Raw genomic sequence first — 12,005 nt, 5'->3', positions numbered from 1 at the left:
AAAAATTATGAATGACAATCCAATTCCTTCACTATTACAAAATTCAATTAAATATGGCACTTATTAAAGAACTTTTAGGAAAGGCACCGCAGATAGGAGAAAATACCTTTTTGGCAGAAACGGCTACCATTATCGGTGATGTAACGATGGGACGGGACTGCAGCATTTGGTACAATGCGGTGATCAGGGGAGATGTTCACTATATAAAAATGGGGAATAAAGTAAATGTTCAGGACAATGCAATGCTGCACTGCACCTATCAGAAATATCCTTTAAATATCGGTAATAATGTTTCCATTGGGCACAATGCAATCGTTCATGGCTGCACCATTAAAGATAACGTATTAATCGGAATGGGCGCTATTGTGATGGATGACTGCCTCGTTGAAGAAAATTCTATTGTAGGAGCAGGTTCTGTAGTTACACAGGGAACGCACATTAAATCCGGGGAAGTATGGGGAGGAGTTCCGGCCAGAAAAATCAAAGATATCAATTCTCAGCTGCTAGAAGGAGAAGTAAACCGGATTGCAGATAATTATGTAAAATATTCTTCATGGTATAAAGAAAACGTAAAACATGTGGAAGATAGCAGTTTATAATTGGTCAATTGACTATCACAAATTAACTTTTCAGAATTGATAATTACAAAAACCGTTCATAACCTGAACGGTTTTTTTATTGATATGCTTTATTTCTTAAGAATTTACCAGTTCGGCTTTTCCGTTGACGCATTTAATAGATGTTGGCGGCATGATCATCATACAGTCGGAAACCACTTCATATTTCTGGTTAAATGCTTTTACCTTTTCGGTATAATCATTAATTCGCGGTAAAATAGTTGTTTCCATTTTTTTAGGATAAGCAATATAGAGCTGAGGTCCGCCACAGCCTTTTGCACCCATCGGAGCAAATGTCCACTCTGCAGCATCGCCACACTTTTCTTTTGAAATTTCAGATTCTATGGAAGCTTTCAGTTTATCCAGCTGCGCCTGATCATATTTCTGACTGTTTTCATCAGCAGGTCTTTCAGAAATATCTTTTGGTAAAGTTGCATCCGTATTTTTTACTGAAGAACAGGAGGTCATAAAAAGAGCCATACATAAGGCTAATACAGGGATTTTCATAAGTCGTTTTTCTCTCGTCATGCAGAAGAATTTCCAAAAGTTGTGCCAAGGTAAGGATTTAAATTTCATTTTCCGTAATTTTGACAACGATGAACAATCATTTTTTTGACTTAATAGAACACACGAACCGGAGTGTATTTTTAACGGGAAAAGCAGGAACAGGAAAGACTACTTTTCTCAATGATTTTGTAAAGCGCACCCGCAAAAAACACATTGTTGTAGCACCCACCGGAATTGCTGCGATCAATGCAGGCGGCGTTACCATTCACTCTATGTTTGGACTTCCCCTGAGGACTTTCCTTCCTACTACCGAACGGATAAATACCAGTTTGGCAAACAATATTGCCGACCTGATGCCGCATTTCAAATACCGGAAAGATAAGCTGAGGCTTTTAAGAGAAGTGGAAATCATTATTATCGATGAGGTTTCCATGCTTCGTGCTGATGTTCTTGATATGATGGATTTTTCCCTACGCTTTATCCGGAGAAATAACCAGCGTTTCGGAGGAGTTCAGATGCTGTTCATCGGAGATTTGTATCAGCTTCCGCCGGTGGTAAGGGATGAACATATTTTAAAGATGTATTACCACTCTCCATTCTTCTTCGACAGCCACGCGATTAAAGAAATTCCTTTAATTACGATAGAACTGACGAAAGTCTACCGGCAGTCTGATGAAAATTTCCTTGCCATACTGAATGCGATCCGTGACGGTGATGTGGCCAATATCGATTTTGAACATTTAAATGAAAGATACGATCCTGATTTTGATATGGGCGATGAGCCTTATGTTTATCTCTGTTCGCACAATAAAATGGCAGACGATATCAATCAGGAAAAACTGGATGAATTAAAGGTAAGTCCAAAAACATATGAAGCGAAACTCTTCGGGGAGTTTAAGGAAAACCAATTCCCTAATGAACAGTTTCTTGATCTTAAAATAGGCGCTCAGATTATGTTTATCCGAAATGATATTTCAGGAGAGAAAAAATATTTTAACGGGAAACTGGGTGAAATTTCCGCGCTTGAAGAGAATGAAATCAAAGTGATTCTTGACGGCAGCGAAAGGGAAATTACCGTAAAAAGAGAAGTCTGGGAGCAAAAAAAATACTTCCTTGACACCGATAAAAATATCAAAGAAGAAGTATTGGGCAGTTTCGAGCAGTTTCCGATAAAGCTCGCATGGGCAGTTACAATCCATAAAAGCCAGGGGCTTACTTTCGACAGGGTAATTATTGATGCAGGGAAAAGTTTTACGGCAGGGCAGGTTTACGTAGCGCTTTCACGTTGCCGTACGCTGGAAGGAATCGTTTTGAAGTCAAAAATTACTCCGGAAGTTATTTTTAAAGACAACAGAATTCTTACTTTTCACAGTGACACGGTAGCTAACGACAAGGTAGAGGTTATCCTGAATAACGAAAAGTACGATTACAGCATTAAAAAAGTGCTTAGAACTGTAGATTCTCAATGGTTGCTGAAAGAAGTGGAAGATTGGAATAAACTGTCTGTTGCTACAAAAAGTATAGATCATGTAAAGACCAATCAGCTGTATGTGCAGTTGAAACAGGATATTGTCAATCTGGGTAAAATATTTGAAAAACTGGATCGGGTGATCTCCCAGAAAGTTAATAATTTTATTGAGCAGAAAGAAGAATGGTCTGAAATTGAGAACAAAACAAAAGGAGCCGTTAATTTCTTTTTTACGGAGATCAGGGATAAGGTTTTCAGTCCGCTTAAAGATTTTTATGCGGAAATTAAAGGAGTAAAAGGACTCAAGCAATATAACGAAGAATTCAGGAACTGGCTGGAAGATATTGAAGAATACCTGAACAGTTTAAAGGAGGCTCATTTGCTGGAAACCAAGCTTCTGGATGATGTCAATAATAAGGAAGTCAGCATGAAAGTTGCCAAAGTGCCGTCTCAGGTTCTTACTTTCCAGTTGTTTGAACAGGGGAAAACGATTGGTGAAATTGCGCTTGAGCGGGGCTTAGTAAAAGAAACCGTAATCGGACATCTTGCAAAATTTGCCGAACAGGGTCTGCTGGATATTTCAAGGGTGGTAACTTCTGATAAAATAAAAGCTTTTGAAGATGTTTTCTATAAGGACCCGAAAGAAACACTTACCGAATGGAAAAATGTTTTGCCAAGTCATTTTGAATTCAATGAAATCCGGATTTTGATTAATCATTATACTTATCTGAAAGAGAAATCGAGATAAATATCGTCGAGGTGTAATCATAAACCTCACAGGTTTTTAAACCTGTGAGGTTTGTTTATTTGAAACTTCAATATTGTTGATATTCATGTTTTGGGATTCTTCATTGCTATTTAATCGGAGCTTTTGCTGTCTAAAATTAATTTTCTGTGATTATTATCATAGAAGCTCGCCATACGACTTGTGTCCCGGAATTCTGTCTCTCTGTTTTCCAATGTACTGAATCTTTCTTTATCCGTCTTTTCAAATTCGACCATGACGAAGTGATTTTCATCCAAAATAGTAAAATCGATTAGCTTAAGATATTCATCAACAGAATTTTTATCAAGCATGATCTTTCCGCCACCGCACCAATGCCGGTCCTGTCCGTTTTTCTTAACACCGGAAACCCAATATTCTTCTCCGGTTTCTATATCAAAATGATTTGCGGATGTACCAGGGTTTTTAAGTTTTTTGAGCGCTTTATTATTAAAGTAAACAGTCTGTCCGGATTTAGAAAATTCTACGAGACCAATCCAGGCCGGACCGTGATGTCCGTAAGATTTGTTTTCGATATACATTATTTTTGATTTCATGGTTCTATAAATCTGCCACAATAATACTAATTCTTCTGCTTTTGAAATATTAATTTGTGAAGATACAAACCCTTTGAAGCCTTTTTGCACAGGCTTTAGAAAAAAGAAAACCACTTTCTGCTATATTTCGAAAGTGGTTTTGGCAGCTATTAAGGTCTTTTGCTTTTTACAAAGTATTTGTCTTTTTCTGCATCATAACCTAAAGTTATAGAACCGTTGCGAAATAAAAGTTCTTTGGGTAGCTTGTATCCGCATTAATTATTAGGTTTGCCCCAACATTTCTTCCATAATCTTCTTTACCATACATAAATCCTATTAGCCATATATTAAGATTAGAGTATATTTTACCCTGATCATAAACAACTTTTATTTCATCTTTTGCATCATATTCAAAACGAATATCTTGCATGACTTTAATGCCTATTTCTAAAGCTTGCTCTTTTGTTAAGTTCATAACTTATTTACTTTATTGATTTTTCTAATTCTTCAACTATTTTATAATCTGCACCTTGTCTTCCGCGTTCTGTTTTATAATACTTGTATGTCAATAATTTCTTCTTGCGTCCAACGATTTTTTTGTTTCCATACTCTCTCCCATACAAGTTCCTCCAATTTCCAGTTTGGGGTATTATGATATTCGTCAAAACCTAATTTTTTGAAATCGCCTATATGCCAAACTTCATGTTGTACAGTAAGTTCTGTGGCATCGTAGTGTAAAAACATTTTTTGGTGGTACCTCATGGGTTCTACAACTAGCAGATATATCTTTGGGATAAGTCGTCCAGGCTTTACCTGTCAGGGTGGCTTTATCCTTTTATATATTATACTGTATATTTCCTTGTTCTGTCATCGATTTGTTTTAAAATAAAAGAGACTGTTTTTTACACAGCCTCTTAAGGTTACTTTAAAATCTTATATGTTGTGTAATCTTTAAAAGTTTTTAGCTCATAAATTTTATTTTTATCAACATCTATAATTCTAATATTATCTAAAGACACATTTTGGCAATGGATAAAACTGATAAATTGTGGAGCATTAAAATATCCTTTCACAATAATATCAAATCCTTTTTCTACCTCCAAGGAGCTATACCATTCCCATTCTTTAATTTTTTGAAATTTGTATATGGACATATCTATATCTACTAAAATCTCATCATTAGCAAAATCATCACTATTTAATTGTTTGATTTTAGATACAATCCCCAGTGGTAGTAGTTTTTCCCATTTTGGGTCTTCATCATTTAAATTTTTATTTTTTAAAATAGTTAAGACAGCTTCTTTAAAATTGTATAGTACCTCTTTGGCATTGTTAATATTTCTTACTCTAATAATTTCATATCCTTTTATCGGTTTTTCGCCCCTTACATTATATTGTATATTTCCTTGTTCTGTCATCACTTTATTTTTTAATTATTACCGCTTTATCTTTAAATATTTTTTCAAAATCTTCCATTTTTATAGCGTATGAAGTTCCCTGATTCATAGGCAGAGGATCCCGCAAAAACACTTTGCCATTCTCTACTTTTTCCAATACTACTGCGTGGCTACCAAACTCTTTTGTTCCAATACTAACAATAGCTTTGTCTCCATCTGTTAACTTTTCTATCAATTTAGAAAATTTAATTTTTTCTTGATACATTGCCACTACATCATCAATATAACTATTATATAGTGCATCAGGAATGTCTTTAATTCTTGCCCCATCTTTTGTTGTATTCAATGCTCCTGCAAGATATTCTTCGCTTTTCACAATACTTTTATCTTCCAATACCATTTTTAGAGAAGTAGCCACGCAAGTATGGTCTGTAGATTGTCCAAAGACTTTAGCTTCACTTATCCATTTTTCTATCTTTATATCTGCATTTTCTGCAAAAGATTTGGTAATATCTCCGCCTCCTTTTTGGAATTTCTTTCCCCTTACAATTACCTCTTCTATATCCTGCGCTTCCTCCGCCAAATCCTCCGCCTTTGCGCCATTTTTAGCGCCCTGCAGCAGCTCTTCAATAAATTTAATAAACCCTTTGAAGCCTTTTGCGCAGGCTTTAGTAAAAAAGAAAAACCACTTTTTACTATATTTCAAAAGTGGTTTATTAGAAAATTAATCCTCTATAGGAAACACTTGTCTTATAAATTTTAATAGTTCTTCAATGGTCTTAAATTCTTTTTCTACAGGAATTTGTCCTAAAGGATATTGTATGATAATTTTTTCTTTTTCAATTCTAATTTGCGATATAGAATTCACTTTAGGATTTCCCTTGGAATCATCGATACTATTAAAAATAATTCCCAATCTTTCTTGTAAATAAGGATTATAACCCTCTTCAGAAAGCTTATTTATGATTTCTTTTATATTCATTATGTATAATTTTATTATTTCACATGATAACTAGAAGCTCCACCTCGTAACCAAGAGTCAGCAAATTCATCCAAGCCAATAACTGCTTCAATTCCTTTTCCTTTTCCTACCCCTTCAGTAGGCCATGGGTCTCGAACAAAGACCTTTCCATCGACAATTTTATCAACAATAATAACATGATAGTTCCCATTTTCTGGCAATACTATACTTATCCATTAACCTTCTTTTGAAATATCTTCTAAAATTAATGGCATTAAATTATCTGGATTTCTGATAAAAGTTCTATCAAGAATCTCTTTATCCTTAAATACCTTTTTCAATCCATCTAAAATTCCATCAGGAAAAGTTCCCATTTCTTCAGTAGTTCTTGCAAACTCTCTGATAACTTTTTCAGGCAGTTCTATTCCGTGGTCTTTAGCTAATTATCTGATACAAGCTGCTGACAAGACATACTATGCTCCTGCGCAAAGAAAAACCACTTTCTACAATATTTAAAAGTGGTTTTGTTGGAAAAGCTAAGTTATTCTTCTATTGGAAAAACTTGTCTTACAAATTTGAGAAGTTCTTCAATGGTCTTAAACTCTTTTTCTACAGGAGTTTGAGCAATAAAATATACAAAGAACATTTTATTGTCAATTTCTTCTACTCGCTAATAGGATTCTTTTTTAGGCTCTCCATTCTCATCAATCCAAATAGCTAAAGAATTAATGCTTTTATGAAATTGAGTAGAATAACCTTCATTCTCTAATTCTGTCGATATTGTTTTAAAGTCCATAATTATTTGATTTTATATTTATTAGCTCCACCTCTTAACCACACTTTTGAAATTCTTCAAGGTCTACAATTGCTTCTACACCATTTCCTTTTCCAATTCCTTCTATTGGCCAAGGATCTTTTATATATACCTTGTTATCAATCACTTTTTCAATAATTACTGCATGTTTTTTTCCGCCAAAGGGATGAATATTACCGATCCAACTGCCATCTTTTGATATATGAGTAACTATATCTGGCATTAATTCATCAGAATTTTTAACATAAGTTAAAGCCTCAACTGTTTTACCTTTAAAAATATCTCCAAGTGCCAACTCTATGCCCAAATCAGTAGTTCCTAAATCAGTAGTCCCAGCTAATTTTCGTATTGCGGATTCAGTCATTTCAATTCCATTATCTTTAGCTAATTGCCTAATACATGCAGCAGCACAAGACATGCTATGCTCCTGCGCAAGCATATTTCTGGAAAGAACTTCAAGGTATTTTAATACCCCGCCTGTTCCTGTGCCTAATTTAGGCTTTAAAGCCTTTCTCCAGAAATGAGTTACTTCTTCCCAATCACCAATAAATATATTTTTGCCTTTCCATTTCAGGAGATAATCTTTTGCCCGGCCAATAATTTCAATACCTATCCCTTGTAAGCCTCTTATTACAGAAATCGGTATTTTATAGATGCTCAAAGGCTTCTGACCTTTTATAATAACTTCCTCTATATCCTGCGCTTCCTCCGCCCTTGCGCCGTTTTTAGCACCCTGCAGCAGCTCTTCAATAAATTTAATAAACCCTTTGAAGCCTTTTGCGCAGGCTTTGGAAAAAGAAAAACCACTTTCTACTATATTTCAAAAGTGGTTTATTATATATTACTTCAAAATCTTATACGTAGTATAATCTTTAATAGTTTTTAGCTCATAGATTTCTTGCTTATCAGCATCTATTATCCTGATATCTTCTAAAGGAACATTTTGACAATGGATGAAATTAATAAATTTCCCTGCATTAAATTTCCCTTTCACAATAATATCAAAACCTTTTTCTACTTCTAAAGAACTGTACCATTCCCATTTTTTATATGATTGAAAATCATCGATACTTGAATCAATGCTAAATAATAATTCATCATATTTTTTATCTTCACTATTCAATTGTTTCAATTTATTTACAATTCCTTGTGGTAAAAGTTTTTCCCATTTAGGGTCTTCATCACTTAAGTTCTTGTTTTTTAAGACTGTTAGAACTGCTTCCTTAAAATTATCTAACACTTCTTTCGCATTATTAATATTTCTTACTCTTACAATTTGGTAACCACTCAATGGCTTTTCTCCTTTAAGATTATACTGTATATTTCCTTGCTCTGTCATGATATTTATTTTTTTATAATTACTGCTTTTCTGTTAAATATTTCTCCAAAATCTTCCATTTTCATAGCATACGAAGACCCTTGGCGTATAGGTAATGGATCTCTTAAAAATATTTTTCCGTTTTCTACTTTTTCTACTATTATTGCATGAGCACTACCAAAACCATCTTTATATACACTTACGATTGCTTTATCTCCTTCTTCTAATTTCTCTAATAATTTGGTAAGTTTAATATTTTCTTCTGCTATAGTTGTCATTTCATAATAATAGAGCTTGTCATCAAAAAGTTTTGGTATATCTAAAATAGACGCTCCATCATTTTTTTTGGTATCTAATAATCCTGCTAAATAATCTTCACTCAATACAAAACCTTTATCATCCATTACCATTCTTAAAGAAGTTGCAGCACAAGTGTTATTTTCAGATTGTCCAAAAATTTTAGCTTCACTTATCCATTTTTCTATCTTTATATCTGCATTTTCTGCAAAAGATTTGGTAATATCTCCGCCTTCTTTTTGGAATTTCTTTCCCCTTACAATTACCTCCTCTATATCCTGCGCTTCCTCCGCCAAATCCTCCGCCTTTGCACCATTTTTAGCGCCCTGCAGCAGCTCTTCAATAAATTTAATAAACCCTTTGAAACCTTTTGCGCAGGCTTTAGTAAAAGAAAAACCACTTTCTATTATATTTCAAAAGTGGTTTATTATATTATTTCAAAATCTTATAAGTTGTATAATCTTTAATGGTTTTTAGCTCATAAATTTCTTGTTTATCAGCATCTATAATCCTAATATCATCTAAAGGAACATTTTGACAATGGATAAAACTTATGAATTTTATATTGAAATCACCTTTTACAATAATATCAAAACCTTTTTCTACCTCTAATGAACTATACCATTCCCAATCTTTGAATTTTTGAAAATGACGAATGCTTGATTTGAAAGTATAAAGTAATTCATCATACTTAAAATTATCATCATTTAGCTGATTAATTTTATTAATAATATCTTGTGGTAATAGTTTTTCCCACTTTGGATCTTCATAATGGAGACCTTTATTTTTTAAGAATGTTAATACTGCGTTTTTAAAATTGTCTAATACCTCTTTAGCATTATTAATATTTCTTACTCGGATAATTTCATATCCACTTAAAGGTTTCTCTCCTTTTACATTATATCGTATATTTCCTTGTTCTGTCATGGTTTTATTTTTTTAATTATTACGGCTCTTTCATTAAATATTTTTTCAAAATCTTCTAATTTCATAGCATAAGAAGTACCTTGGTTCATTGGTAATGGGTCTCGTAAAAACGCTTTTCCATTTTCTGCTTTTTCCAATATTATTGCATGTCCTGAAAATTGTTTAGTTGCTACACTTACAATTGCTTTGTCTCCATCTTCTAATTTTTCTAATAATTCAAGAAGTTCAATATCTCTTTCTGTAATCGTTGTTACTTCATCTATCCTTTTAAAAGCCAACGCATCAGGTATATCTAAAATAGAGGCACCATTTGCATCTGTCTTTAATGCTCGTGCCAATTCATCTTCTAATTTTACAATCCCTTTGTCTTCCAAGACCATTTTTAGAGAAGTAGCCACGCAAGTATGGTCAGTAGATTGTCCAAAAATTTTAGCTTCACTTATCCATTTTTCTATCTTTATTTCTGCATTTTCTGCAAAAGATTTGTTGATATCTCCGCTTCCTTTTTGGAATTTCTTTCCCTTTATAATTACCTCCTCTATATCCTGCGCTTCCTCCGCCAAATCCTCCGCCTTTGCACCATTTTTAGCGCCCTGCAAGAGTTCTTCAATAAATTTAATAAATCCTTTGAAACCTTTTGCGCAGGCTTTGGAGAATCTTAACATCAATTTACCAAGCCCTAGCAGCAAATCAGTAAGCCCAAATGTTGCTGCTGAAAATGCTTCTCTGGTTATAATCCGAAGCAGGCTGGATGCTTTCTGCACATAAGTAGCTCCTTTTACCACATTGCCTTCCCCTGCGGTAAAGATAAGAAGTAGAATGTTGATAATGAACTCAAAGACTATAAGCCCTGTATAAAATGCTACTGTATAGCGAGAAGTGTTATCCCAGTATTCTTTCAATTGGTCAAAAATGCTCTCAAAATCAGATTGGGATATATTCACACTGGATTGAAACAGTTTTTTAACCCCTTCTAAAAACACAGGTACATTTTCATATACCCAATCCAATACATCTTCTGCTTTTTCCAAAAGGTTTCTTCTTTCCAAATACTGCTGGTAAGAAAATGTAGTGGTAGGCTGTAAAAGAAATTCCAGAATATACAAAATACATTGTACCAAACTCACCAATCCATTGAGGATCCCACAGTTAAAAGCATTCAGGATTTTTAGGAATTCAATCCCTTTCTGTGCCAAATCAGAAACGATTTCATTAATTTCTGATAGAAAGGTTTTGATAGTATTGATAATTCCTGTAATCCTGATTACCAGTTTTTTGAAGGAATCAGGCAGGTGGTCAATAGCAGCATCCTTAACCTTGTCTGCAGATTGTTTTACCAACTCCCAAACCTGGCTGAAAGCTGTTTCTACGCCCTGTACAAAAGGATTGCTTCCCAGATCTTCAAAAAATTGTGCAGCCTTGTTCATATTTACAGGAACTGCAGCCCCTGCAAAAAGAGGAATAAGAGGAGAGTAATCTTTAGAAGCCGGGTCGTAATTTTTTTCATCCGGTTTAAAGTTTTCCAGTTGCGCGGCACACCATCCGATAGCGTCTGCAGGAATTTGAGAGATGTTTCCTAATAGTTTGTCAAACTGTTTGTCATTTGTATAAAACTGATATTCTCTCATCAAAGCATCCCGTACAAGAGTGGCATTAATTTTATCTCCTTCATGGGTATAAGCCAGCTGTGCCAGATAACCTGCCTCATCTTCCATAGAAGCAATGTTCTTGAAAAACTTTCCATTGATTTTAGATGGCAAAGGCTCCGGAAATTTTTTAAAGAGGCTTACGAAATAATCCCCCATTTTAGCAGCATAAAAATCTCCTGCAAAGTTGAATTTCTTGGAATTAGGCTTTTCATAAAATAAGAAAAGGCTTTGAGGTTCTCTTTTGTTAGCATTATAACTTCCCAATACCTGAGAACCATTCTCACAAGGCAAAACTGCTGCCCTGTATTCGTAGCCTTTTTCTCCTTTTTCATTGATTCCGGTTGAAGGAAATACAGATACAGGATCGTCTGTAAGATAAGAATACCCCAACGGTGTATTTCTGTAGTCGTGGAATTTACTCCGAAACTCAGGAGAATTATCTCTGTTGATAATTGTATCTGCAAAAGCATTGTTTCCTGTAAATCCTTGATTTACTTCTTCAAAAGAAAGTATTTTGAACTGGGAGAGATCCCCGAACTCATCGTCAAATTCTTCCATATTTTGTGTTTTTAATGATTATTAATTTTGTTTACATATTTCTAAAAGCAAAGCTAGATCCTGCCTGCGTCAAAACCTGGCGTGTTATTTTTATTTGAAGAATTAATCCTTACCATCATGAAACAACATTCCATTGTTATTTGTTATAAAAAGGATGGACAATTTAATTCTAAGGTAAATCAGACAGCCAATA

17 protein-coding genes are annotated in these 12,005 nt (G+C 34.2%); 2 read left to right on the top strand and 15 right to left on the bottom strand.

Going from position 1 to position 12,005, the window contains the following annotated elements; translation table 11 throughout:
* Positions 1 to 53: 53 nt before the first annotated feature.
* A complete protein-coding gene (locus tag ACYT6F_RS02075; protein WP_169229286.1) occupies positions 54 to 599 on the top strand; it encodes a gamma carbonic anhydrase family protein in 546 nt (181 codons plus the stop codon).
* A 96-nt stretch (positions 600 to 695) separates the two neighbouring features.
* On the opposite strand, the gene ACYT6F_RS02070 is transcribed toward ACYT6F_RS02075, so the two are convergent.
* Entirely contained in the window at positions 696 to 1,193 is a 498-nt protein-coding gene (locus tag ACYT6F_RS02070) for a hypothetical protein (protein WP_472599667.1), read from the bottom strand.
* 20 nt (positions 1,194 to 1,213) lie between these two features.
* Here ACYT6F_RS02070 and ACYT6F_RS02065 point away from each other — a divergent pair, with 20 nt between their 5' ends.
* Positions 1,214 to 3,340 carry a helix-turn-helix domain-containing protein gene (locus tag ACYT6F_RS02065; protein WP_472599666.1) on the top strand — a complete coding sequence of 709 codons (2,127 nt, stop codon included), beginning with the start codon at positions 1,214 to 1,216 and terminating at the stop codon, positions 3,338 to 3,340.
* Positions 3,341 to 3,450: 110 nt separating this feature from the next.
* On the opposite strand, the gene ACYT6F_RS02060 is transcribed toward ACYT6F_RS02065, so the two are convergent.
* From ACYT6F_RS02060 to ACYT6F_RS01995, 14 genes are all read right to left on the bottom strand, one after another.
* Positions 3,451 to 3,912 carry a hypothetical protein gene (locus tag ACYT6F_RS02060; protein ID WP_472599665.1) on the bottom strand — a complete coding sequence of 154 codons (462 nt, stop codon included), beginning with the start codon at positions 3,910 to 3,912 and terminating at the stop codon, positions 3,451 to 3,453.
* 205 nt (positions 3,913 to 4,117) lie between these two features.
* Positions 4,118 to 4,366 (bottom strand): hypothetical protein, encoded by a 249-nt coding sequence (locus tag ACYT6F_RS02055; protein ID WP_472599664.1) that lies wholly within the window; start codon positions 4,364 to 4,366, stop codon positions 4,118 to 4,120.
* Between the two features lie 74 nt (positions 4,367 to 4,440).
* On the bottom strand, positions 4,441 to 4,635 hold the full coding sequence (locus tag ACYT6F_RS02050) for a zincin-like metallopeptidase toxin domain-containing protein (RefSeq protein WP_472599663.1): 195 nt from the start codon (positions 4,633 to 4,635) through the stop codon (positions 4,441 to 4,443).
* Positions 4,636 to 4,811: 176 nt separating this feature from the next.
* Entirely contained in the window at positions 4,812 to 5,309 is a 498-nt protein-coding gene (locus tag ACYT6F_RS02045) for a hypothetical protein (RefSeq protein WP_472599662.1), read from the bottom strand.
* A gap of 4 nt (positions 5,310 to 5,313) precedes the next feature.
* The gene (locus tag ACYT6F_RS02040) at positions 5,314 to 5,994 is read right to left on the bottom strand and encodes a cysteine peptidase family C39 domain-containing protein (RefSeq protein ID WP_472599661.1); all 681 of its coding nucleotides are present in this window, start codon (positions 5,992 to 5,994) and stop codon (positions 5,314 to 5,316) included.
* Positions 5,995 to 6,012: 18 nt separating this feature from the next.
* Entirely contained in the window at positions 6,013 to 6,270 is a 258-nt protein-coding gene (locus ACYT6F_RS02035; protein ID WP_472599660.1) for a hypothetical protein, read from the bottom strand.
* A 14-nt stretch (positions 6,271 to 6,284) separates the two neighbouring features.
* Positions 6,285 to 6,470, bottom strand: a complete 186-nt coding sequence (locus ACYT6F_RS02030) for a hypothetical protein (protein WP_472599659.1) — start codon at positions 6,468 to 6,470, stop codon at positions 6,285 to 6,287.
* A 15-nt stretch (positions 6,471 to 6,485) separates the two neighbouring features.
* Positions 6,486 to 6,623 (bottom strand): hypothetical protein, encoded by a 138-nt coding sequence (locus ACYT6F_RS02025; RefSeq protein WP_472599658.1) that lies wholly within the window; start codon positions 6,621 to 6,623, stop codon positions 6,486 to 6,488.
* A 296-nt stretch (positions 6,624 to 6,919) separates the two neighbouring features.
* Positions 6,920 to 7,045 (bottom strand): hypothetical protein, encoded by a 126-nt coding sequence (locus ACYT6F_RS02020; RefSeq protein ID WP_472599657.1) that lies wholly within the window; start codon positions 7,043 to 7,045, stop codon positions 6,920 to 6,922.
* A 34-nt stretch (positions 7,046 to 7,079) separates the two neighbouring features.
* Positions 7,080 to 7,724, bottom strand: coding sequence for a cysteine peptidase family C39 domain-containing protein (locus ACYT6F_RS02015; RefSeq protein WP_472599656.1), 645 nt, complete (start codon positions 7,722 to 7,724; stop codon positions 7,080 to 7,082).
* A gap of 180 nt (positions 7,725 to 7,904) precedes the next feature.
* On the bottom strand, positions 7,905 to 8,402 hold the full coding sequence (locus ACYT6F_RS02010; protein WP_472599655.1) for a hypothetical protein: 498 nt from the start codon (positions 8,400 to 8,402) through the stop codon (positions 7,905 to 7,907).
* Positions 8,403 to 8,407: 5 nt separating this feature from the next.
* Positions 8,408 to 8,974: a cysteine peptidase family C39 domain-containing protein gene (locus ACYT6F_RS02005; protein WP_472599654.1), complete on the bottom strand. Its 567-nt coding sequence runs from the start codon at positions 8,972 to 8,974 to the stop codon at positions 8,408 to 8,410.
* A gap of 136 nt (positions 8,975 to 9,110) precedes the next feature.
* Complete coding sequence (locus ACYT6F_RS02000; protein ID WP_472599653.1) at positions 9,111 to 9,605, bottom strand: hypothetical protein; 495 nt, start codon at positions 9,603 to 9,605, stop codon at positions 9,111 to 9,113.
* Positions 9,602 to 11,812, bottom strand: coding sequence for a cysteine peptidase family C39 domain-containing protein (locus tag ACYT6F_RS01995; RefSeq protein ID WP_472599652.1), 2,211 nt, complete (start codon positions 11,810 to 11,812; stop codon positions 9,602 to 9,604). The genes ACYT6F_RS02000 and ACYT6F_RS01995 overlap by 4 nt, the downstream gene beginning before the upstream one ends.
* Positions 11,813 to 12,005 lie beyond the last annotated feature (193 nt).

The organism is Chryseobacterium sp. NG-CE01 (genome assembly GCF_055695505.1).
This window is presented reverse-complemented; position numbering and strand designations above follow the sequence as displayed.

Coding starts and splice junctions, on each gene's coding strand:
- ACYT6F_RS02075 (WP_169229286.1), top strand. CDS start 54: ATGGCACTTATTAAAGAACTTTTAGGAAAGGCACCGCAGATAGGAGAA.
- ACYT6F_RS02065 (WP_472599666.1), top strand. CDS start 1,214: ATGAACAATCATTTTTTTGACTTAATAGAACACACGAACCGGAGTGTA.
- ACYT6F_RS02025 (WP_472599658.1), bottom strand. CDS start 6,623: ATGGGAACTTTTCCTGATGGAATTTTAGATGGATTGAAAAAGGTATTT.
- ACYT6F_RS02010 (WP_472599655.1), bottom strand. CDS start 8,402: ATGACAGAGCAAGGAAATATACAGTATAATCTTAAAGGAGAAAAGCCA.
- ACYT6F_RS02070 (WP_472599667.1), bottom strand. CDS start 1,193: ATGAAATTTAAATCCTTACCTTGGCACAACTTTTGGAAATTCTTCTGC.
- ACYT6F_RS01995 (WP_472599652.1), bottom strand. CDS start 11,812: ATGGAAGAATTTGACGATGAGTTCGGGGATCTCTCCCAGTTCAAAATA.
- ACYT6F_RS02045 (WP_472599662.1), bottom strand. CDS start 5,309: ATGACAGAACAAGGAAATATACAATATAATGTAAGGGGCGAAAAACCG.
- ACYT6F_RS02035 (WP_472599660.1), bottom strand. CDS start 6,270: ATGAATATAAAAGAAATCATAAATAAGCTTTCTGAAGAGGGTTATAAT.
- ACYT6F_RS02060 (WP_472599665.1), bottom strand. CDS start 3,912: ATGAAATCAAAAATAATGTATATCGAAAACAAATCTTACGGACATCAC.
- ACYT6F_RS02000 (WP_472599653.1), bottom strand. CDS start 9,605: ATGACAGAACAAGGAAATATACGATATAATGTAAAAGGAGAGAAACCT.
- ACYT6F_RS02050 (WP_472599663.1), bottom strand. CDS start 4,635: ATGTTTTTACACTACGATGCCACAGAACTTACTGTACAACATGAAGTT.
- ACYT6F_RS02055 (WP_472599664.1), bottom strand. CDS start 4,366: ATGAACTTAACAAAAGAGCAAGCTTTAGAAATAGGCATTAAAGTCATG.
- ACYT6F_RS02020 (WP_472599657.1), bottom strand. CDS start 7,045: ATGGACTTTAAAACAATATCGACAGAATTAGAGAATGAAGGTTATTCT.